The 19,964-nt window shown below is 70.7% G+C and carries 16 protein-coding genes; 3 read left to right on the forward strand and 13 right to left on the reverse strand.

Annotated elements, in window-relative coordinates:
- Positions 1 to 161: 161 nt before the first annotated feature.
- Both OG948_RS41555 and OG948_RS41560 read right to left on the reverse strand, forming a co-directional pair.
- Complete coding sequence (locus OG948_RS41555) at positions 162 to 764, reverse strand: dihydrofolate reductase family protein (RefSeq protein WP_331770161.1); 603 nt, start codon at positions 762 to 764, stop codon at positions 162 to 164.
- On the reverse strand, positions 761 to 1,666 hold the full coding sequence (locus tag OG948_RS41560; protein WP_331770162.1) for a metalloregulator ArsR/SmtB family transcription factor: 906 nt from the start codon (positions 1,664 to 1,666) through the stop codon (positions 761 to 763). Before OG948_RS41560 ends, OG948_RS41555 begins: the two co-directional genes overlap by 4 nt.
- A 164-nt stretch (positions 1,667 to 1,830) precedes the next feature.
- Here OG948_RS41560 and OG948_RS41565 point away from each other — a divergent pair, with 164 nt between their 5' ends.
- Entirely contained in the window at positions 1,831 to 2,772 is a 942-nt protein-coding gene (locus OG948_RS41565; protein ID WP_331770163.1) for a DUF1838 family protein, read from the forward strand.
- 22 nt (positions 2,773 to 2,794) lie between these two features.
- Here the strand turns inward: OG948_RS41565 and OG948_RS41570 are convergent, their stop codons facing one another.
- The 3 genes from OG948_RS41570 to OG948_RS41580 form a co-directional block, all read right to left on the reverse strand.
- Complete coding sequence (locus OG948_RS41570; protein ID WP_331770164.1) at positions 2,795 to 3,694, reverse strand: hypothetical protein; 900 nt, start codon at positions 3,692 to 3,694, stop codon at positions 2,795 to 2,797.
- Positions 3,695 to 3,782: 88 nt separating this feature from the next.
- Entirely contained in the window at positions 3,783 to 5,564 is a 1,782-nt protein-coding gene (locus OG948_RS41575) for an immunity 49 family protein (protein WP_331770165.1), read from the reverse strand.
- Positions 5,565 to 5,624: 60 nt separating this feature from the next.
- Positions 5,625 to 6,626 (reverse strand): YafY family protein, encoded by a 1,002-nt coding sequence (locus OG948_RS41580; RefSeq protein WP_331770166.1) that lies wholly within the window; start codon positions 6,624 to 6,626, stop codon positions 5,625 to 5,627.
- 128 nt (positions 6,627 to 6,754) lie between these two features.
- On the opposite strand from OG948_RS41580, the gene OG948_RS41585 reads away from it, so the two are divergent.
- Positions 6,755 to 7,153 carry a VOC family protein gene (locus tag OG948_RS41585; RefSeq protein WP_331770167.1) on the forward strand — a complete coding sequence of 133 codons (399 nt, stop codon included), beginning with the start codon at positions 6,755 to 6,757 and terminating at the stop codon, positions 7,151 to 7,153.
- A gap of 137 nt (positions 7,154 to 7,290) precedes the next feature.
- Here OG948_RS41585 and OG948_RS41590 read toward each other — a convergent pair whose 3' ends face one another.
- From OG948_RS41590 to OG948_RS41625, 8 genes are all read right to left on the reverse strand, one after another.
- Positions 7,291 to 7,614 carry a YciI family protein gene (locus tag OG948_RS41590; protein WP_331770168.1) on the reverse strand — a complete coding sequence of 108 codons (324 nt, stop codon included), beginning with the start codon at positions 7,612 to 7,614 and terminating at the stop codon, positions 7,291 to 7,293.
- A gap of 121 nt (positions 7,615 to 7,735) precedes the next feature.
- Positions 7,736 to 9,436: an ABC transporter ATP-binding protein gene (locus OG948_RS41595; protein ID WP_331773477.1), complete on the reverse strand. Its 1,701-nt coding sequence runs from the start codon at positions 9,434 to 9,436 to the stop codon at positions 7,736 to 7,738.
- A 132-nt stretch (positions 9,437 to 9,568) separates the two neighbouring features.
- The gene (locus tag OG948_RS41600; RefSeq protein WP_331770169.1) at positions 9,569 to 11,446 is read right to left on the reverse strand and encodes an ABC transporter ATP-binding protein; all 1,878 of its coding nucleotides are present in this window, start codon (positions 11,444 to 11,446) and stop codon (positions 9,569 to 9,571) included.
- A gap of 46 nt (positions 11,447 to 11,492) precedes the next feature.
- Positions 11,493 to 12,563 (reverse strand): iron-siderophore ABC transporter substrate-binding protein, encoded by a 1,071-nt coding sequence (locus OG948_RS41605; protein WP_331770170.1) that lies wholly within the window; start codon positions 12,561 to 12,563, stop codon positions 11,493 to 11,495.
- A 106-nt stretch (positions 12,564 to 12,669) separates the two neighbouring features.
- Positions 12,670 to 13,539, reverse strand: coding sequence for an ABC transporter ATP-binding protein (locus OG948_RS41610; RefSeq protein ID WP_331770171.1), 870 nt, complete (start codon positions 13,537 to 13,539; stop codon positions 12,670 to 12,672).
- Positions 13,540 to 13,659: 120 nt separating this feature from the next.
- Complete coding sequence (locus OG948_RS41615) at positions 13,660 to 14,721, reverse strand: iron chelate uptake ABC transporter family permease subunit (protein WP_331770172.1); 1,062 nt, start codon at positions 14,719 to 14,721, stop codon at positions 13,660 to 13,662.
- Complete coding sequence (locus OG948_RS41620) at positions 14,718 to 15,797, reverse strand: iron ABC transporter permease (protein ID WP_331770173.1); 1,080 nt, start codon at positions 15,795 to 15,797, stop codon at positions 14,718 to 14,720. Before OG948_RS41620 ends, OG948_RS41615 begins: the two co-directional genes overlap by 4 nt.
- 632 nt (positions 15,798 to 16,429) lie before the next feature.
- A complete protein-coding gene (locus tag OG948_RS41625) occupies positions 16,430 to 17,914 on the reverse strand; it encodes a carboxylesterase/lipase family protein (RefSeq protein ID WP_406300891.1) in 1,485 nt (494 codons plus the stop codon).
- Between the two features lie 602 nt (positions 17,915 to 18,516).
- Between OG948_RS41625 and OG948_RS41630 the strand changes: the two genes are divergently transcribed.
- Entirely contained in the window at positions 18,517 to 19,812 is a 1,296-nt protein-coding gene (locus OG948_RS41630; protein ID WP_331770175.1) for an extracellular solute-binding protein, read from the forward strand.
- The last annotated feature ends 152 nt before the right edge of the window (positions 19,813 to 19,964 follow it).

Below are 19,964 nucleotides of genomic sequence, written 5' to 3' on the forward strand. Positions count from 1 at the left end.
CCCCGCCACGGCCTGAACCACCGGCCGAGCGGCGGCCATGCCGACGGGCACCCCATGCACAGGCCCCGGAACCCGAACACCGGTTCCGGGGCCTGTGCCCGTGCGGGGCAGCCTTGCGCGGGCCCGTGGCACGGTCGCGGTGGTGCTTTCGATCGGCCGGGTCAGCGGATTCGGTCGTAGACGACGGACACCGTGCCGTGTTCGCCCGCGATCTGGCCGGCGAGTGCCCACTTCCCCGCAGGCAGGCCGTCGTCGAACAGGCGCGGTCCGCCGCCGAGGAAGAGGGGGAAGATCGTGAGCGCGAGGCGGTCGACCTCGTCGGCGGCGAGCAGGGCCTTGATGACGCTTGCGCTGGCGAGTACGAGGATGTCGCCGCCCTCAGTCGCCCGCAGGTCGGTTATCGCCTCGGCGGTCGGCTTGTCGACGATCGTCGTCCGCTCCCAGGGCGCCTGGTCGAGGCTGGAGGAGAGGACCACCTTGTCGGCCTCGACCAGCCACTTGGCGAAGCCCACGTCGCGCGGGTCGGCGCCCTCCATGTCGATGACGGTGGGCCAGAAGCCGAGGAAGCCCTCGGCGTTGACCCGCCCGAGCAGGGCCGTCGTCGCCGGCTCACAGAGGGCGGTCAGATGGTCGCGGGCGACGTCGGTGTGCGCGTACGGCATCACCCAGCTCATGTCGAGCGGGTTGTCCGGCCCGGCGTAGTGGCCGTCGAGGGAGAGGGCGATGTTGGTGACCACCCGGCGGTTGACGGTCTGCTCGGTCACTTCGTGCTCCTGGTGTGGGTGTCGTACTCGGTGTCGTCGGTGTCGTCGGTGTCGTCGGGCCCGTTGTCGGTGTCGACGGTGTTGCGTGCGTCGGCGGCGAGGATCGCCGCCAACTTGTCGAGGCTCTGACCGAAGCCGATCTCGATGCCGGCGACGAAGTCCGCGGAGTCGATCGTGCTGTCGGTGATCCGCCAGCGGGTGTCGAGGTCCGTGCCGGTGTCGGTGGGCCAAAGGACGAGTTCGACGTGGGAGGTGAAGGCGAGACCACCGTCGGGAAGCAGCGGGGAGAGCCGGTAGGCGAGGCGCTCACCGGGGTGTACCTCCTCGACGACGCCCTCCGCCCGTCCGGCGACCGGTTCGGCGCCGTCGGCGTCCTCGGCGTCGCGGTACTCCAGGACGACCCGCCCACCCGGTCGCGCCTCGAAGACGAGCTCGGAGACCCGCAGGTCGTCCGGCGTCCACCAGCGGGCGAGCGGGGTGGTCTCGGTCAGGTGCCGCCAGACCGACTGCGGGCGTGCGGGCAGCGACCGGCGGAACCCGAACGAGCGGCCGTCGGCCCACCCCGTCTCGTCCGCGGCGAGCCGCTCGGCGTGGAGGCTGAGCCCGTAGCGGTCGTAGGTCGAATCGGGACCGGCGACCCGGTCCGCGGTGTCGGCGAGCCGCACGAGCACGGCCGCCAGGTCCCGCAGCGGACCCGGACGGAGGGCGTACACGCGGCGCTGGCCGGTGCGCTGCGAGGTGACGACGCCGGCGCGCTCGAGGGTCTGCAGGTGCTTGGTCGTCTGCGGCTGGCGTGCGTCGGCGAGCTGGGCGAGGACACCGACCGAGCGGGGTCGCTCGGCCAGCAGGCTCACGAGCCGCCAACGGGCCGGATCGGCCAGTGCGGTGAGGAGTGCGTCCATGGCCCATAGTATTCACGATGACGAATATTCTCGTCAAGGAATAGATCCGGACTCCCGCCCACACCATCGACGACGAGATCCGTCCGACGGCGCACCGGGGGTCGGATTCCGCGAAAGGATGGGGTCGGACCTGATCGAGACGAGTGGACGGACGGACACCGCGTATGGAACCCGGCAAGACATCGCCCGAGGCCCTGATCGCATCGCTCGACGACGCGAACGCCCGACTCTTCGTGCGACTGCTCGGTCGTCCCGATGGCCGCGACATGCTCTACCGCATCAGCGGAACCGTGCACAACCACGTGCCCGGTGACGTTCACGGCAAGGTATTCCCGCACGGCCGGGTGCTGTTCGGCGTCGAGGGCTACAACATTCGCCGGCTCGTCCACCCGCCGGGCACCGACGACCTGCACATGGTCTCGCGCGAGATCGTCTTCTACACCGATCCGAAGGACGGCAGCGTCCTGACGGAGTGGACGAACCCGCTGGACGGGCAGACCCGTCCGCTTCCGCCGATCGCCAACGACCGCGTGCAGTTGTCGTATCGCATCCGTGCCGGCGCCCTGTTCGCGCTGTTCGGCCCCGCCGAGGTTCCGCTGGCCGGCTCCGTCGCCCCGCGGCGAGTGCACCGCAATCTGGTGTGGACCCTGGACGTGCCTCCCGTCTACCGCCTCGCCGACCGGTACGGCATCGACGACGACTTCGGCCTCGCGAACTCGACGTACACGTCATGGGAGTTGTTCGACTTCCTGGTGCACGAGGACGACGCCCGCGAGTACTCCGGTACGCACGCCGACACCCGGACGGGAGCGATGCCGGTCACCAACTGCTGGAGCCGGATCTGCCCGTACGTGCCGGCGATGGGCATCGCGGAGAGCGAGACGCCGGGCAACCTCGTCTACCACGCGCGCGCATGGACGCTGGACGGCTTCGACGCGCTGGAGCCGTGGCTGGCCGACCTCGTACGCACCCGGCATCCGCTCTACACCAGCGCCCCCGACACCCCCGGCACCGGCCCCAACACCACCACCTGGACCGCATTCCACGCCGGCGAACTGGCCCCGCGCGGCCTCACCTGGCGCGAGTGGCGCGACTCGACCCCCTGAGCCACGCGGGCGCTTCCGGCCGTCAGGGCGTCAGGGGCAGGCGGTCGCCGGTGGCGCCGACTTCCAGGGTTGCGTAGTCGGGGTGGTCCAAGCGGTGGTGGACGTAGATCTGGTCGGCCCACGGGGGGTCCAAGGGCGTGAACGCGCGCAGGCCCAGGACGCGGCCGATCACCCGGTCCGGGTGGGCGGCGTTGAATTCGGCGATCGCGGCGGCCTCGCCGATCCGGTCGATGGTGCCCGGGAGATCGTCGAGGTAACAGGTGACCCGGGGCAACAGGTGGCCGTGGCCGGGCCGGCGGAAGAGATCCAGCGCGGTCGCCGTGGAGGTGTAGTGGTCCAGATCCAGGGAGACGAACCCGACCGGGTGGGCCCGGAGTTCGCGCTCGTGGGTATCGAGGTAGTCCGGCAGCGTCCGCGCGAGGTCGCCGATCACCAACTCGGTCTCGCCCAGGCGGGGATGCAATCGCTCGTGGTCCATCGTGTAGAAGCCGGGGCCGAACAGATAGGGCAGATCCCGGGGATCCTTGGCCGGCGGCATACCCGCCCCGCCGTCGAAGCCGACCACCCGCACCGCGACGCCCGTGGCGGCGGCGTAGTAGCGGGCGTGCTCGGCGAGCGCCAACAGCCCGTTGCCGCCGGCCACCCCGAACTCCACGACCGTCACGCCCCGATGCCCCAGACGCGCGGCCGACTCGGTGGCCCGGCGCACCCCGTACGCGTAGTGCGCCCGCTCCACCAGGCCGAACCGGTAGGCGGTCGCCGACCCGACACCGGGAAGCCGGCGTAACACCCGGTTCAAGGCCGCGTGTCGGGTACCGGACTTCGACCAGTCCCACAGCACATCGGCCCACCCGCCGGAGGGCCGACGACCGAACGGATGACCCTTTTGGGCACTCGTACCCGAACCACCCCTGCGCACCACGGACATTCCCCCTCGACGCGACGGACCATCGTCGAGAACCTTCCCGCCTCCCTCCCCTCCCCAACCCGGCGGTCGATCGACGCCGGGTTCAGGTGGTGAACTCGCCGAGCCACTCGCGATTCAGCAGGTACTTGGGCAGGTACGGCAACGTCGTGTCGACGTCCACGGGAAAGCCCATCTCGTACGCGAGGCACGCCATCGCCAGCGGGCCCAGCGCCACCCGACCACGCGGCGCGCGCGAGCCGTTCCAGTAGGTGTCGTGGTGGGCGAGGGCTTCGGTGAGAGCCTCCGCGAAGGCCGCGTGATCCTTCGTGACGAGGCGATGGAAGAGAGCCACTGGCTGATAGTCGATCAGATCCAGGAAGTCCCGGGGAGTACGGGTGGCCACATCTCGCCCGGACGTGTTCATGGTGGCGACCAACTTCTGGACGATGTCGTCCATCGGCCGCCCGAGCCAGTAGTTCTGCAGGGTGTCGATCCAGTGGAGGACGTAGTCGTCGACCGGATCGGCACGGCGCAGGTCCGCCGGCGGCACCCGGCACAGGGTGGTGATCCGCTCCTGCTCGCGGCAGACGACCGCGAGCCAGAAGGCGTCGAGCCAGGCACGGGCGTGAGCGTACGGCGCGATGCCGGTGGCGGTGGCGGCGCCGGGGAGGGCAAGCACGCGATCGCCGATCCGGCACGGCACGGTCCCCTCCCGGGCGAGCGCGGTGGCGAACAACGCGCTGCCGACCTGCATGGCGGTGACCCAGGCTTCCCACGTCTCCGGCTTCGCCGACGCGGCATCGTCCGCGCAGCGGGCATGGGCAAGGTCCACGGCCGCCCCGAAGCCGTCGGCGAAGCCGCTCGCGTCCTGCTCCAGTCGCGCGGTGAACTCGGCCACGATCCGCGCGAGTTGCTCGACGGTGGCGTGCTCGGGTTGCTCGACATCGGTCGTGCCGCCGGCGACCTCGGGCCCCGAGTCTCCGCCGCCGTCCCGGTCGCGCAGGCTCCTCATCAGCTCCATCAGTTCCTGCGGCGGCACCACGGAGAAGGTGCGCCGGTCGTGGTCGAAGACCGTGAGCGAGACCAACTGCCCCTGGTGCCACCAGTACAACCTCGGGGACAGTGCGCCCGGTCCGTCCTCGTAGGCGCCGAGGGCATACGCACCAAGGTCGTTGACCGCGTCCACCACGGTCCCGTCGACAATCGCGTGGAACGCCAACAGGTGCCTCGTGGGCACGGCGACGAGCGCCCCGGCCGCCGGCAGTTCTCGTCCGGTGACGGATCGGACCAGGTCGGGCAGTACCAGCGCCCTGCTCGCGACGAAGTGGGAGCCACCGCTGACGGAGTGCAGCAGCGCACCCTGCGGCCCGCGCACCTCCACGTGCTCCACGGGGTCGCTCCGCAGGTTAGCCACGCCCGCCGTCCACAGCTCCCGGTGCCCGGCGCCCGCCACTTCCCGGTCGGTCAGGATCCGCACGGAACCGGGCGCGTCCAGTGCGAAGGCCAGGATGAGCCCCTCGGCCACCGGCTGCACGTAGCGAAAGCCCGACGCGGCATCCGCGGGAAAGAAGTCGTCGGGCAACAGCCGCGGATAAGCCCCTCGCAGCAACTCCTGCGTGCTCTCCTCACCCCGGGACGCGGTCTCCAGGTTGCCGAAGTGTTGCTCCACCAGCGCGGGCCACTGCTCCTCGCCCACCGCGCGACACCGCTGCGCCAGGTTCTTCAGCGGACTGAGACGGCCCGCGTGCTCGACGACATCGCCCTCGACGGCCGGGCGCACCCCATGCCGGGTGAAGAAGAAATCGGCCGTCAGCTCGCGCAGATACGCGGCCTGCGGCACGGTCAGCATGGACAGGTGCGGATCAGGTATGTCGTGCCGATTCACCCGAAGACTCTACGCAGGCGGGCCGAGCCGGCCCGACACGGTACCGGCCACCGGCGCCCCTCACACCTGCGGCGGAGTTCGCCGATCCGAGTCCGTGAGCCGGTCGGCCAGTGCCACGACGAGGTCGCGGAGTTCATCCGGTCGCTCGATGAGGAACGGCCGGTCCAGCGACGCGAGCACGGCGGGCAGCCAGTCGAGTCGTTCCACGCGCAGTTCGACGCGGGACCAGTGCCCGGCGTCGGAATCCGCGCCGCTCTCGACCGGCGGCTCCACCACGATCGCGATCCCGGCGGGAAGTCGGGTGTGGATCTGCTCGGCCGTCCCCTGGATCCGCAGGGTCACCTCGTGCCGGTACGGAGCGGTGGCCAGCCCGGTCAGGACGCGTTCCGCCGGGTCGAACCCGGCGGGCGGCTCGAACGCGCCGGGCAGGGTCCGCGCGCCGGCGATGCGATCCAGCCGGAACGTCCGCTCCTCGCCCACCGCGACGTCCACACCCGTCACGTACCACCTGCCCGAGTGGGCGACGAGACCGTACGGATGCAGCGTGCGTTCGCTGCGTCGGCCGTCGGCGGCGGTGTACCGGATCGAGATCGGCCGGTGATGGCGCACCGCGTCGGCGATCGAGAGCAGGACCGCGCTCTCCGGGGCGGTCGGCTCGCCGGGCTCGGCGGTGAAGGCGAGCGAGCCCGACACGGCGTCGAGCCTGTGTCGGAGCCGCTCGGGCAGGACCCGCCGGATCTTCGCCGCCGCCGTCTCGGCGGCCGTGCCGGTGGTGGTCGTCAGACCGGCCCGCCGGCCCGCGATCAGGCCGAGCAGTACGGCGAGCGCCTCGTCGTCGCTCAGCATGAGCGGTGGCATGCGGTAGCCGGAAGCCAGGCGGTAGCCGCCGTAGCGGCCACGCACGGACTCGACCGGCACGTCGAGATCGACGAGGTGGTCGACGTACCGACGCACCGTGCGCTCGTCGACGTCGAGCCGCTCGGCGAGTTCGGCCACCGTCCGGAGGCCGCCTCCTTGCAGGAGCTCCAGCAGGGTGAGCACGCGAGCGATGGGTCGGGTCATGACCGAAAGTCTCCCGTGAATACCGGGCGGATTCTGTCCGGTATCGATCGTAGCGTGTGATCGCAAGCACCGACCGATCACCGATCCCCGATCACCGATCACCGATCACCAGCCAGGAGAGACCCCCGATGGACTTCGTCTCGATCCGCATCATCACCGCCGACGTGGCCCGCCTCGTCGACTTCTACGAGCGCGCCACCGGCGTGCGGGCCGACTGGGCCACCGAGGACTTCGCCGAGCTCAGGACCGCCTCCGCCACCCTCGCGATCGCCGGCACCCGCACCGTCCCACTGTTCGCGCCCGGCTCCGCCCACCCGGCGGACAACCGCAGCGTCATCCTCGAATTCCGCGTCGACGACGTGGACGGCGTGTACCGGAACCTGACCGGCTTCGTGGCGGACTTCGTCAACGAGCCCACCACGATGCCCTGGGGCAACCGCGCGCTCCTGTTCCGCGACCCGGACGGCAACCTCGTCAACTTCTTCACCCCGGTCACCCCGGCCGCCGTCGCGAAGTTCGCGCGCTGACGCCGATCCCGCCGATCCCGGCCATCGCGAGGTACGCCGTGGTCGCACGGCGCGCCGTGATCGCGGTGGACCCGCTCGACCGGGGCGCCGTCACCGCACGCGAACGACGCCCGCCGATATGACGACTTCGGGTGCGTTCAGCGCGGCCCCGGCCCAGGCCCCGCCGCGCCGCCGAAGGACGGCCCCACCGCACACGGGCGAATGTCGACGTCCCGCCAGACATCGCCGGTCATGTACGGCTCGACCGCCAACCAGGCGTCGAGCTCCGCGCGCGTGGGGAAGTCCAGGACCAACATCGATCCGATCATCCGTCCATCGGCGTCGAGGATCGCCGTACCGAACAACATCCGCCCCGCGGCGACCATCGTGTCGCCGAGTTCGATGTGCCGTGGCCTGGCCGCGAGCCGACGGGCCGCGGCGTGCTCGTCGGTTCCGTCGTGGGCGATCAAGAGGAATTGCATGCGGGTCATCCTCCCGCAGGACACCCGCCGATCGACACCCGCTCGAGCAATCGACACCCACTCGATCGACCGGCGCCCGCACCATCGATCGTCCGCCACGCGATGAGTCGTCGCCCCCGGGTCATCGCGCCACGGCCGAGCAGTAGTCCGCGTCCGTGGCGAGCAGGTTCCGATGGGTGTCCTCGGCCGTGATGACGCCGTCGTCCAGGACCAGGACACGGTCCGCGACGTCCAGGAGGGCCGGGCTGCCGGTGATCACGATGGTCGTGCGGCCTCGGCGCAGCTTCGCGACGTTGCGCGCGATGAACTGTTCGGTGACCGCGTCGACGGCCGTCGTCGGATTGTGCAGGACGAGGACGTCGGTGTCGGCGGCGAGGGCGCGGGCCAGGGACAGCCGTTGCCGCTGCCCTCCGGACAGGTTCGCGCCGCGGTCGCGGACGCCGTACTCGAGTCCTTCGCGGTGCAGGGCGACGACGTCGGTCAGCATGGACGCCTCGACGGCCTCGGGGATGATCCGACTGCCGCCCGACGGGTCGATGTTCGTACGGAGCGTGCCCGCGAAGATCTCCCCGTCGTACGGGTTCACCAGCATGTGCTCTCGGACCGCCTCGATCGACAGGTCCGCGATCTCCTGCCCGCCGACCCGTACGACTCCCTCGTAGGCGTCGGGCGGGACCTGTACGGCCAGGATCGACGCGAGTTCGGCCGCCGCGCGCGGCTGGTAGGCGGCGATCGCCACGAACTCGCCGGGGCCCACCCGGAACTTCACCTTGTGCAGCGACCCGTATCGCACGCAGTCGATCTCGAGGTCTCCGCCCGCCGTCGGGCGCCCCGAACCCGGGGTGGTCGCCGGCGGCGCGGCCAACACCAGCGCCATTCGCTCGGCCGACGCGCGCGCGATCATCACGTACTTCGGCATGTCCGAGAAGAGCTTGAGCGGTTCCATGATGAACTGCGCCAGCCCCACGGCCATGACGAGTTGACCGATCGTGATCGAGCCGTCGAACGCCAGCAGACCCGCCGTCACGGTCACCGCGACGGCAAGGATCGCGTTGAGGGCCTGGGCGGTGCCCGCGTACGCGCCGTTCACCCCGGCGACGGTGATCGCCTGGCGCCGCGCCTCCGCGCTGACCTTTCGGTAGGACAGGAATGCCGCGTGGTTGCCGCCGAAGCCGTGCAGCGGGCGCAGGCCGGTGATCAGGTCGGCGACCTTCGCGCCCGCCCGGGCCACCCGGGCCTGCTGTTCACGCGTACTGGCGCCGATGCGCTTGGACATCACGCTCAGAATGGACAGGATCGCGACGGTCCCCACGATCACCAGCAGGCCGAGCCGGATGTCGGCCAGACCCAGCGCGATCGCCGCGACCAGTACCGCGACCAGGGAGCTGATCAGCAGCGGCACCACTTCGATGATGTCGGCGGTCTGGTCGGCGTCCTCGGTGGCGATGGTGAGCACCTCGCCGGACTTGAGGTCGACGTCCCTGGCCACCGGCTGGAGACCGCACGCCGCGACCTCCACCCGCCAGTGGTGCGCCTCGGTCGTGTTGGCCTTCTGCAGGATGCGCATCCCGAACCGCCACGACAACGACACGGTCGTGATGATCACGGCCAGCGCGGCGATCGCCAGGGCGAGTGAGCCCAGGCTTCGATCCCGCAACGTGTGTTCGACGATCAGGCCGATCGCGATGGGGAAGGCGGTCTCTCCCGCCTGGTACATGCCCATGAGGACGGTGCCCCAGGTCATGGCCCCGGCGTTGCGACGCATCGCGGTGCGCAGGATGGCGGACCCCGAGCGGGGCCGCTGCGTGTCGGGAGTGTTCATCGAGGTGACGGGCATTCGCTTTCCGGTCGGCGGAGTTCGCGGGACTCGCGGAGCTCTCGGGGTTCACACGGTTCACAGGGTTCGCGGGGCAGGCGGAGTTCGCGGGGTTCGCGGGATGGACGGAGCCGCCCGTCAACCACCTTCCCGCCAGGCCCGCCACAGCCGGGCGTACCGCCCGCCCAGCGCCACCAACTCCTCGTGCGTCCCCTCCTCCACGACGCGTCCCGCGTCCAACACGGCGATCCGGTCCGCCGCCATCGCCTGGGTCAGCCGGTGCGCCACGAACAACGTGGTCCGGCCCGCGCACGCGGCTCGCACGGCCCGCTCCAGTTCGGCCGCGCCCGCGCTGCCCGCCTCCGCGGTCGACTCGTCGAGCACCACCACCGGCGACCGGCCCAGCACCAGCCGTGCCAGCGCGATCTGGGCGACCTTGGTGACGTCCAGGCGTTCGCCGCCCTCGCCGACCGCGGTGTTCAGCCCGTCGGGCAGCGCGTCGACCCAGCCGTCGGCGCCGACCGTACGCAACGCGTGTGTCAGTTCGGCGTCGGTCGCCTCCGGCGCGGCCAGCCGCAGATCGTCGGCGAGGGAGCCGGAGAAGACGTGCGTCTCCTGGGTCAGGATGCTCACCAGGGCCCGTGCCCCGGCCTCGTCCGGATCGGCGAGGTCGGTCGACCCCACGCACACCGACCCGGCCTGCGGCGTGCCGATGCCCGCGATCAGCGCGGCCAGCGTCGACTTGCCCGCACCCGTCGCCCCCACCAGCGCGAGCGAACCACCGCCCGGGATCGTCAGGTCGACGTCCCGCAGAACCGGCTCCTCGGTGTCGGGATAGCGAAACGTCAGCCCTCGCACCGTCACCGAGTACGGCGCGCCGTCCACGAACGCGGCGCCCGGGGACGCGGCTTCCGCGGACCCGACGCCGGCAACCGCAACGTCCGAGGACGCGCCCTCCGCCGACCCGACGCCCGCGGTCGCGACACCCGCGTCGCCCACCAGCCGATCCTCGCCCGCCTCCTCCAGCACCCCGACCAGCCGGGTCAGGCTCGCGCCCGACTTCTGCGCCTCGTCGAAGGTGAACATGATGGAGCCCAGCGGGGTGAACAGCCGGTGGAACATCAGCGGGGCCGCCGACACCTCGCCCAGGGTGGCGGCATCGGCCTCCAACAGGGCGTAGCCGACCACGATGATCAGGACCAGCCCGATGAACTCGGCGCGGTTCTCCCGGCCGACGAACCGGCCGAAGAACCGGAACACCTCGATGCCGAGTTCGCGCACCCGCCACGACTCGCGGGTGACCTTCTCCCGGAAGGTGTCCTCGAGGCGGTACGCCCGGACCGTGTCGATCCCGTCCAACCCGCTGATCAACGCCTGCGCGCGGTCGGCCTGCGCCACCCGCTGCTTCCGGTAGAGCGGGGCGGACCGGGGCAGATACCAGCGCAGGGCCAGCGCGTACGCGGGCAGCGCCCCGGCGCCCGCCAGTCCCAGTCGCCAGTCCAGTCCGAACATCCCGGCGGTGGCGATGACGACCAGCACCCCGGCCGAGAACACCGTGGGGACGGCCGCTCGGATGCCCTTGGACAGCACGGCCACGTCGTCGCCGACCCGGGAGAGCACGTCGCCTCGGCCGACCTGCTCGATCCGTGCGCTCGGCATGCCCAGCACCGCCCGGACCGCGCCTTCGCGCAGCCGCGCGAGCAGGTCCGCGCCCAGCCGTCCGATCAGGTACGTCGACGCCGCGCCGGCCGCCGCGCCCAGGAGCGCGGCGGCCACCAGCAACAGCCCGATGGTGACCAGGATCGAGCGTGATTCGCCCTCGATCACGCCGTCGACCACCCGGCCGAGCAGGAGCACGGGAAGCACTTGGAGCGCCGCCCCGGCCACCGTGGTGAGCACGGTTCCGGCGGTCAGCCACGGCACTTCGCGGCAGTGCGCCGCGACCCATCGGGTGGCCCGGCGTCCGGTCGCCGTGCGCAGGGTCGCCGGCGCCGGACGCGTGTCGGTGGTACTCATCCCCGGCCCGAGGCGGGCCGGGGACGGATTATGCCGATCGACATGACTAGCCGGCCGCCTTGACGAGTTCGTCGATGGCGTACGGCAGGGACAACAACGTGCCCTGGGACATGGCCGCGCCGACCGCCGGGCCCTCGCCGTCCAGCAGGTACGACACCTTCCCGTTCTTGACCGCGGGCAGGTTGGTGAAGAGCTGGAACTTCTTCAGCGCGTCCTGGTCCGCCTGGTCGTTGATGACGAAGATGCGGTCGACGTTGAGCAGATCCATGCGCTCGGGGGAGAGCACCGTGAAGAACTTGCCGTCCGCGATCTTGTCGATCTCCGTCGCGCCCTTGAAGCCGATGCCCGTCAGCAGTCGTCCGCGCACGTCGGTGGTGGTGAACGGCGCGAGCGAGTCCTTGTACCAGGACACCGCGACGGCGGTCTGGTTGGCGAACTCCGGGTGCGCCTTGCGGGCCGCGTCCAGCTTGTCCTGGATGCCCTGCACCATCCTGGTGCCCTCGTCGGACTTGCCGAGCGCCTTGGCGATGTGGATCGCGTTGTCCTGCCACGGCGCGCTGAACGGCTCTTTCTCGGCCTTGGTGCGGCCCACCGTCGGGGCGATCCTGGCGAGCTTGTCGTAGGCGGCCTGGTCGATCTCGGAGTAGACCGCGATGATCAGATCCGGCCGCAGAGCGGCGATCTTCTCGTAATTGGGGGCGGAGTCCCCGTTGTTCATCACGACCTCGGGGCGGGTGTCGCCCCACTTGTCCTTGGTCCAGGCCCACTGGGTGTTGACGTCGGGGGTCTTGCCCGGCGGGTTGGGGTACTGGTCGACCATGCCGACCGGCTTGATGCCGAGTGCCAGGATGGCCTGGTCGTCGGTGTAGCCCACGGAGACGACCCGCTTGGGTGCCTTGGTCACCTTCGTGGATCCGAACGCGTGCTCCACCGTGACCGGGAAGACGCCGTCGGCGGCGGCGACCGGGGCGTTGCCGCTCGACGTGTCCGCCTTCTTGTCCTTGTCGTCCGAGTCGGAACCGCAGCCTGTGAGAAGGCCGACTCCGAGCGCCGCGGCGGACAATATCGCCGCCAATCGTCGCCGGGACCCCATACGCGTCGTTCGATGGTGGAGCATCCGAAATCCCTTGCTTTCGTGCCGTTCGCCGCCCCTCTTGTTAAAGGGCAGGCAAACCATACAGGTACAACTTAGGCAAGGCTAGCCTAAGTTGTCGTTGGTCTTCCTATTTTTGATCTTCGTCGGACCCCTGGCCGACCACCACGTGCGTACGGCCGATCGGCACGATCAGCGGCCGGTCGCCCACCGGGTCGTCGATCACTCGCGCACGCAGCCCGAACGCCTCGTACAGCAACTCGGCGGTGATCACGTCCCGCGGGTGCCCCTGCGCCAGGATCGCCCCCGCCTTCATCACGATGAGGTTGTCGCTGTAGCGCGTGGCCAGGTTGAGATCGTGCAGGACCATGACCACGGTGCGCCCCGCCTCGTGCAGATCGTCCACCAGGTCGAGTACGTCGATGGCGTGCGCCAGGTCCAGGTAGGTGGTCGGCTCGTCCAGCAGCAGCAGGTCGGTGCCCTGGACCAGGGTCATCGAGATCCAGACCCGCTGACGCTGACCGCCGGACAGCGCGTCGACCGGGCGGTCCGCCAGGTCGGCCACCCCGGTCATGGCCAGCGCGCGCTCCACCACGGCGGCGTCGTCCGACGACCACTGGCGCAGCCAACTCTGGTGCGGATGGCGGCCCGTGGCGACCAGGTCGGCCACCGTCAGCCCCTCCGGCGCGACCGGGGCCTGCGGCAACAGCCCGAGCCTCTTCGCCACTTCCTTGGTCTTGAGCCTGCCGATGTCGTCGCCGTCCAGCAGCACCATGCCCTTGGTCGGCTTGAGCAGCCGCGACAGGGTCCGCAACAGGGTCGACTTCCCACAGCCGTTGGGCCCGATGATCGTGGTGACCAGCCGCGGCGGTATCACCACGTCGAGGCCGTCGATGACGACCCGGCCGCCGTACCCCACCGTGACGCCCTCGGCCGCCAGCCGTGACATGTGGTCGACGTCGGACCCGCCTTCGGTCTCGGTCATGAACTGAGCGGCCACTACGTCCCCTTGTCTCGGTTTTGCTCGACCTTGCGTCTGCGGAATCCGCCGTATCCGCCGTCTCGGCTCGTCATGGTCTGCGGCTGCCCGCACCGGCCGCGCCGGCTGTGTCCGCGTCGGCTACCTGAGATTCGCCCGCACCAGCAGATACACGAGGAACGGGCCGCCGATCGCGGCGGTGACCACGCCGACCGGGAGCGTGATCGGCAACGCCGTACGCGCGACCAGGTCCGAGCCGATCAGCAACAACGCCCCCACCAGAGCGGAGGCGACCATCGGCGGTGTCGGGCATCGCGCCAGCCGCATCGCCACCTGCGGCGCCACCAGCGCGACGAACGGGACGGGACCCGCCGCGCTCACCGCCACACCGGCCAGCAGTACCGCGCACAACAGCAGGACCGCGCGCACCGCCGCGTACCGCACGCCCAGGCCCGCGGCGACGTCGTCGCCGAAGTGCAGCGGCTTGAACTGGAACGCGACGACCGCCACGACGATCATCAGGACGAGCGTGCACCACAGCGCGATCCGGACCTCGTCCCACGATCGATCCTCCAGCGAGCCGACCAACCACGCCTGGGCCCGGGCCACATCCCTGATGTCGGCCGAGACCAGCAGCCAGGTCGTGACGGCCTGAGTCACGGCGCTCACCGAGATGCCGATCAGGATGAGACGGAGGCCGTCGATCCCGCGCCGCCACGACAGGACGTACACCAGCAGACCCGCGCCGAGACCACCCGCGAGCGCCGCCGCGGACAGCCCCACGGTGCCCGCGATCGCCGCGGACGCCCCGCCCGACACCGTCACCAGGAACACCGCGACCGCACTGGCGCCCCCGGTGACGCCCAGAACGTCCGGACTGGCCAACGGATTACGGGCGATCGACTGCGTGATCGCCCCGGACACCCCCAGCGCGATCCCCACCACGAGACCGGCCATGGCACGCGGCATCCGCAGGTCCATGATCACGAACTCGTCGACCTGCTCACCCCGGCCGACGATGGTGGCGACCACCTGCGGTAGGCCGATGGGGAAGTCCCCGATGCCGATGGACAGGCAGAACACCAGGAAGGTCGCCGCCGCCAACAGCAGCGTGACGAGCACCATTCGGGGTCGCCACACGAACGACACGTGCCCCAGCCGTACACCCGGTATCGGCGATCGTTCGACGTCTGTCGCGCTCATGTCCTCTTGAACTTTCCGCGCCACACCAGGGCCGCGAAGAACGGGGCGCCCAGGAGGGCGACGACGACACCCGCGTCCAACTCGCCCGGCCGCGCCACGACCCGCCCCACGACATCGCAGACCAGGAGCACGACGGCACCGAGCAGACCCGCGTACGGCACCGACCAGCGGTAGTCCGGCCCGGTCAGATACCGGGCCACGTGGGCCACCATGAGACCCAGGAACGCGATCGGACCGCACGCCGCGGTCGCCGCGCCCGCCAGCAGGGTGATGGCGACGATGCCGATGATCCGGCTTCGCGTGATGTTCACGCCCAGCCCCCGCGCCACGTCGTCACCGAGGTTGAGCAGGTTGATGGTGGGAAGCGTGGCCAGTGCCAACACCAACCCGACCCCGACGAAAGCGGCCACCGGCCGGATGACGTCGAATCCGACACCGGTCACCGAGCCCGAGTTCCAGAATCGCAGCGCGTTCAGCGACGCCTTGTCCGACAACGCGACCGCGGTGGTCATCGCCGCGAGGAACACCGTGATGCCCTGCCCGGCCAGTGCCAGCGTCAACGGGTTGCCGGCGCCCCGGCCGATACTCGCCAACCCGAACACGACGACACCGGCAACCCCCGCGCCGAGGAAGGCGAACCAGACATACTGCGTCGGGTCGGCGAACCCGAACACGGAGACCACCGAGACCACCGCGAAGGAGGCGCCGGCGTTCACCCCCAGCAAGCCCGTGTCGGCGATCGGGTTGCGGGTGTAGCCCTGGATCAGCGCTCCGCCCACCCCCAACGCGACGCCCACCACGATCGCGAGCACCGTCCGGGGCACCCGCACGGTCTGCACGATGAGCCTGACCTCGTTCTGCCGCTGGTCCGCGTCCGGCTCCGCGAACAACCCGTGCCACACCTCGGCCGGACTCAACGCCCGCGCACCGACGACCAGCGACACCAGCGCCGCGACCACGAGGACCGCCACGAGCGCGACCAGACCCACCACCCGTCGGCGCCGGATCTCCGCGCCGGTGGGCACGACGTGCACGGCGTGCTCGACGGCGGCCGTGCCCGAATCGACGCGCGTCATCCCTTCGATCCATCGGGGACACACGACCGACGAAAGCCGAACTCCCCGACCGCGCCCCGCCCGTCGACGCGCACCCCGTACCCGCCGAGTACGACCGACGCGGCCGTGTCGAACGATCCGAAGCGGAAGTCGGCGAGGTCGAGGACCAACGGTGCGTCATCAGGAAGACCCTGCGACATACCACTCCCATCGTGCGGGGCAGTCGCCTGTCAGGCGTGCAAAAGACATGAAAGGTGGGCACGTCGACAGAGCGACACGCCGGGACTTAGGTGAGCCTAAGTTAATCCCATGACACTGTCGATAGGGCATTACGGACACTTGATCACCGACGCCCGTGAAGTCCGGAAAACCCGGGGCTCAGCGTCGTCGAATGTGGCGCATCCCACCAATACCGAAACCATCGCCTCACTTCCGGCGCCGATCGGTCGACTCCGATCAACTGCCCCATCGGGGCGGGCCGTCCCCGCCGACCGAACGCCCGGCGCCGAACCCACGCGCAGCCACCCACCACACCCGACGCGTGCCCCGCCCCGCCCGGCGCCCGCCCATCCGCTCGAACGAACGGACGGACGAACGGACGCGGCCCGAGCGCCCGCGCCCGGGACGGCGAGCCGTTGGGGTCGGGCGCGTGATCACGGGCACAACGGGCCGAAGTCCACGTCGGTCCAGGGTGCGTGGACGGGTGCGTGGGGCCGGTCCCGCGTGTCCCAGATGTGGGTGTGCCGGCTCGTGTCGTCCAGGTGCGGCCAGCCGGGGTCGCCGCCGGCGGCGAAGGTGGCCCAGCTACGAAGCATGCGTTGCGAGAGTCGGCGGTCCGCGTCGTCGGGTGGGCCGCCGATGAGGAATCGCACCTCGTCGAGATCGAGGTTGCCGAACGCGAAGGGGACGTCCGCGCAGTGCCAGGCGCGCGGCACCGCACCCGGGGCGTCCGGACGGCGGGTGAAGCGGGACAGGAAGGCCCGGCCACCCGCGCGGGCGTGCCGTTCGGCCAGGCGCCGGCTGTACTCGCCGAACATCACCTCGCCGAGAAGCGTGAGGTAGACGTCCAGGACCGGCGCCTGCGGCATCGCCGCGCGGTACGCCGTCACCAAGGCCTCGGGCAGGTCGAAGTCGGCCGCGAAGACGGCCAGTTGCCGTTCGGTGGTGACCTTCGCGCTGCTGCCCACGGCGTCGAGGAGCCAATACTCCTCCGCGGTGTGGCAGACCAGCAGGTCCACTCCCCGCGCCCGACCGTCGGCCAGGCCGGTGAGCGGGTCGGCGGGCAGCACGTCGCCGTCGACCACCGGTGCGTGGATGACCGGGTCGTAGTGCCGGCGGCCGGAGTGTGGATCGCGCCGGTAGCCGTCGACGACCCGATCGCAAGCGGCCACCAGCGCGCCGGGCGTCGCCGCCGTCAGCGCCTCGGCGGTGGCCCGGCAGCCGGCCGCCGCCGCGACTTCGGCCGTCGTCGCGGCGGCGAGCTCGCGCGAGTGGATCGGAGCAGCGGGGCTGTGCGCGATGACGCGGCGGAACAGGCCCCGCGCGCGCTCCATCACCATCAGGCAGGCCGCGGCAGTGGCACCGGAGGACTGACCCGCCACCGTGACGTTGTCGGGGTCGCCGCCGAAGCCCGCGATGTTGTCCCGGACCCAGCGCAGCGCGGCGACCTGGTCGAGCAGGCCCCGGTTGTCGGGAAGGCCGGCGCCCGCGCCGGCCGGTACGTGCCCGAAGCCCTCGAAGCCCAGCCGGTGGTTGGCGGTGACCACGACCAGTCCGGCCCGGGCCAGGGCCACACCGTCGAAGTCGGGCTGCGCGGAGGAGCCGAAGGTATGGGCGCCGCCGTGGATCCAGACCAGGACGGGCAGCCGGGCGCCGGCGAGGGCCGGGGTCCAGACGTTGACGGTGAGCACGTCCTCGTCCCCCGGTGACCACACGGGTGTGCCCGGGAGGCGTGCCGATTGCGGGGCGATCGGCCCGAAGCGCGCGCCGTCGCGGATCCCGGTCCACGTCGCCGGCGCCCGGGGTTCGCGGAACCGGTCGACGCCGAAGGGTGGGGCGGCGTACCGAATGCCGAGGATCGCGACCACGTCCGGAACGCGTCGATGCCCGCGCACCGCGCCGTACCGCGTCGCGAACACATCGCCGACCACGGCCGCGCCTGCGAGTCCGGCGTCAACGCCAACGTCAATACCGGCATTGATCTCATATCCGGCATTCATCCGATTACCGATATTCTCGACGCCCACCCGGATCACCTTTCGACGCACGACGAACCGCCGCACTCGGGAACAACACCCCGAGAAAAGCGACGCCCCGCGCCGGCCGAAGACCCGCCGACCGACGACACCCCGCAACCCGCGCACGCGCTCTTGCTGAAAGTTCTTGCAAGCCGATGTGAACCTAAGCCTGCCCTGACGCCACGTCAATATGCGGAAACCCCAAGGCCATTCCCCCGAGAGCGGTTACGACCGGGGACAAAACGGAAGCGCCGGGAGCCGTCTCCATCGGGCGGCACCCCGCCTCCGTCGACCATCACCCCCGGCGTCGAGCCGCCCACGCGACCTTCCCGACACCCGACGCACTCACCCGACGGCAATCCGCAAACCGTTGCGGAAATATCTTGCAAGCTCTTCCACTGAAGGACCTCCCGTTGCTACGTTCCTTCCCGCAGTCCGGTGGCCGCCCCGGCCAACGGACGGTCCGATGCCCCGGTGGCCGGACCCATTCCCGAGGAGTGCAGATGCGACGGAGCATTTCCGCGGCGGCCGCAGCCGCGGCGCTCACGCTCACGCTCACCGCATGTGGCGGTGACGATGGCGGCGCCAAGGGCGGACAGCCCGCGGCGGCCAAGGACCCCGCGGCGGTGTCCGGCACGGTGACCTGGTGGGACACCTCCGACTCCACCAGCGAGGCGCCCGCCTACAAGGAACTGATAGCCAAGTTCGAGGCGGCGTACCCCAAGATCAAGATCAAGTACGAGAACGTCCCGTTCGACGACGCCCGCGACAAGTTCAAGACCGCGGCCCAGGGCGGCACCGGCGCACCGGACGTGCTGCGCTCCGACGTCGGCTGGAACCCGGCCTTCGCCGAGCTGGGGTACCTCCAGCCGCTCGAAGGCACGCCCGCGCTGAACCGCCGGGAGGGCTTCCTGCCCAGCTCGTTCGCGAGCACCCAGTACAAGCAGAAGACCTACGGCGTCCCGCTCGTGACGGACACCCTCGCGCTGCTCTACAACAAGGAACTGCTCGCGAAGGCCGGCATCACCAAGCCGCCGGCCACGTGGGACGAGGTCAAGGCCGCGGGCCTCGCGGTCAAGGCCAAGACCGGGAACGCGGGCGTGTTCATGAAGCCGCAGGGCTTCTACGCGCTGCCGCTCATCTACGGCGAGGGCGGTGGGCTGGTCGACGTGCAGGCGAAGAAGATCACCGTCAACGACGACAAGGCGCAGAAGGCCATCGGCATCGGCAAGGACCTGATCGACTCCGGCGCGGCGGTGACCGACGTGACCAAGGATGCCTACTCGAACATGCAGGCCATGTTCAAGGAGGGCAAGCTGGCCATGATGATCAACGGCCCCTGGTCGATCGGTGACGACCTCAAGGGTCCGGCCTTCGCGGACAAGGCCAACCTGGGCATCGCCCCGGTCCCCGCAGGCAGCACCGGCAAGGCGGGCTCCCCCACCGGCGGCCACAACCTGGTCGTCTACGCGGGCTCGAAGAACCTCGACGCGTCCTACCTGTTCGTCGAGTTCCTCACCCGGCCGGAGAACCAGGCGTTCACGGCGGAGAAGAACCACGTGTTGCCCACCCGGACCGAGGCGTACTCGATGGGCACGGTCTCCTCCGATCCCACCATCACCGCCTTCCGCGCCGCGCTCGACACCGCCGTGCCGGGACCGCCCCTGGCCCGCGCGAGCGACCTGTTCGACCCGATGGACACGACCATGGAGAAGATCTACAGCGGTCAGATCTCGACCAAGGCCGGTCTCGACGACGTCGCCAAGGCGGCCCGGGGCATCCTGCCCGACTTCAAGTAGCGACGACGGGCGTCTCCTCGCACCCGCACCCAGGCCGAGGAGACGCCCGAACCGCCGTGTCCGACCGGTGCATCCGGCCCCGCGTCCGACCGGCGAGTCCGACCCCCGACGTCCCGACCGGCGCGTCCGACCTCCGCGTACGTCCGGCGGTC

The organism is Embleya sp. NBC_00888, assembly GCF_045207655.1.
Lineage (GTDB): Bacteria > Actinomycetota > Actinomycetes > Streptomycetales > Streptomycetaceae > Embleya.